The 1,976-nt window shown below is 60.7% G+C and carries 3 protein-coding genes; all 3 read left to right on the plus strand.

Annotated features, from left to right (window positions below; translation table 11 throughout):
• The coding region (locus DBR20_RS23020; protein ID WP_343125686.1) for a DUF6537 domain-containing protein at positions 1-438 on the plus strand (438 nt) is incomplete at its 5' end.
• 155 nt (positions 439-593) lie between these two features.
• Positions 594-851, plus strand: coding sequence for a helix-turn-helix transcriptional regulator (locus DBR20_RS11560; RefSeq protein WP_108266267.1), 258 nt, complete (start codon positions 594-596; stop codon positions 849-851).
• A gap of 3 nt (positions 852-854) precedes the next feature.
• On the plus strand, positions 855-1,976 hold a 1,122-nt coding region (locus DBR20_RS11565), incomplete at its 3' end, for a HipA domain-containing protein (protein ID WP_258223309.1).

Consider the following 1,976-nt stretch of genomic DNA (forward strand, 5'->3'; position numbering starts at 1 on the left):
TTCCAGCGCCGCCTGCAGCAGCAGTTCGAGGGCGATTACCAGCTGCGCTTCCATCTGGCACCGCCGCTGTTCGCCAAGAAGGACGAACAGGGCCAGTTGCAGAAGAAGGAATACGGCCCGTGGATGTTCAAGGCGTTCGGCCTGCTGGCGAAGCTGAAGTTCCTGCGTGGCGGTCGCCTGGATGTGTTTGGCCGCACCGAGGAGCGTCGCATGGAGCGCAAGCTGATCGGCGATTACGAGGCAACCGTGCAGGTGTTGTTGGACGGCCTGGACGATGACCGCCTGGCGCTGGCGGTGGAGATCGCCAGCGTGCCCGAGCACATCCGCGGCTTCGGTCACGTCAAGGATGCGCACTTCGAAAAGGCCAAGGCGCGAGAAGCGGCGTTGCTGACGCAGTGGCGCAACCCAAAGGCGCTGCATATCGTGCAGGTGGCGTAGTAGCGCTGCCACAAAAAGAAACCTATTGATTGCCTTTTGAGAAGGCAACCCATAGGTTGCCTGTGGCGCAGGAAAGAGATAGGTTGCGTGTCGTAAAGCAACCTATCCTTTGCGTACGTGATGGCGTACGGTCATCTTTCCCAAGGACTGCCAGTATGGACAGGCCGCCGCATACGGTGAGAACACCGCAGCAACTTGCGCCGCTGATGCGCGCGTTCAGACGCCAGGCCGGGCTGAGTCAAGCACAGCTGGCCGAGCGACTAGGCATCTCCCGCCAGGCAGTCGGCGCATTGGAACGCGATCCAGCGTCTGCCACCTTCGAGCGATTGATGCGGGTCTGGGCCGTGTTGGGCCTGGAAATCAGCCTGCAGCAGCGAAGTCCCCGGGAAAACACGTCGACTTCGGAGTGGTAAGCCATGGGTACGTTGCGGGTCTGGATGAATGGTGTCGAGGTAGCACTCTGGGATGATGCGCGGAACCGGGCATCCCGCCTTTCCTACCTCAGCCAATGGATTGGTTCGACGCAATCGCGACCGCTGTCCCTTTCGCTCCCCCTGCTGCCCGACGGTGAAAACCATCAAGGTCAGGTTGTCAACGACTACTTCGACAATCTTCTCCCCGACAATGTCACCATCCGCAACCGGATCCGCGACCGGTTCGCCACGCGCAGCAGCGATACGTTCGATCTGCTTGAAGCCATTGGCCGGGATTGTGTGGGCGCGGTGCAGCTGTTGCCACATTCGCGCACACCGGATGCCATCCAGCGGATAACGTTCGAGCCATTGAATGACTCAGGCGTCGCTGAAGTCCTGCGCCAGGTCACAACAAGTGCATTGCCTGGCACCTCTTCCAGCGATGATGCGTTCCGCATTTCCATCGCTGGAGCGCAGGAAAAGACCGGCCTGCTGCTGCACGATGGTCAATGGTGCATTCCCACCGGCAGTACGCCGTCCACGCACATCTTCAAGCTGCCGTTGGGTATCGTCGGCAACATGCGTGCGGACATGCACCAGTCCGTGGAGAACGAGTGGCTGTGCATGCACCTGCTGGCAGCCTTTGGTATTCCTGTCGCGGATACGCAGATGGGGCGTTTTGAGGATCAAGGTGCACTGATCGTCGAACGTTTCGACCGGCGACTGGCCGCGGATCGCACGTGGTGGCTTCGCTTGCCGCAGGAAGATATGTGCCAGGTCTTTGGTCTCCCCGCTGCCCGGAAGTACGAATCCGATGGCGGCCCCGGCATCGTGGCCATCATGGATCTGCTTCGGCAATCCGAGCAGCCTGAGGATCGAGCAACCTTCTTCAAGACGCAGATCCTGTTCTGGATGCTTGCCGCGACCGACGGCCACGCAAAGAACTTCAGCGTCCACATCGACGCGGGCGGGCGCTTCCGTCTGACCCCTGTCTATGACGTGCTGTCGGTGTATCCCATCCTCGGCCCGGGGCCCAATCAACTCGATCCGCACAACGCGCAGCTTGCCATGGCGGTAGAGGGCAAGAACCGCCATCGAAAACTGCATCTTGTGCGACGCCGGCAC

The organism is Stenotrophomonas sp. HMWF023, from assembly GCF_003060985.1.
GTDB classification, from domain to species: domain Bacteria; phylum Pseudomonadota; class Gammaproteobacteria; order Xanthomonadales; family Xanthomonadaceae; genus Stenotrophomonas; species Stenotrophomonas lactitubi.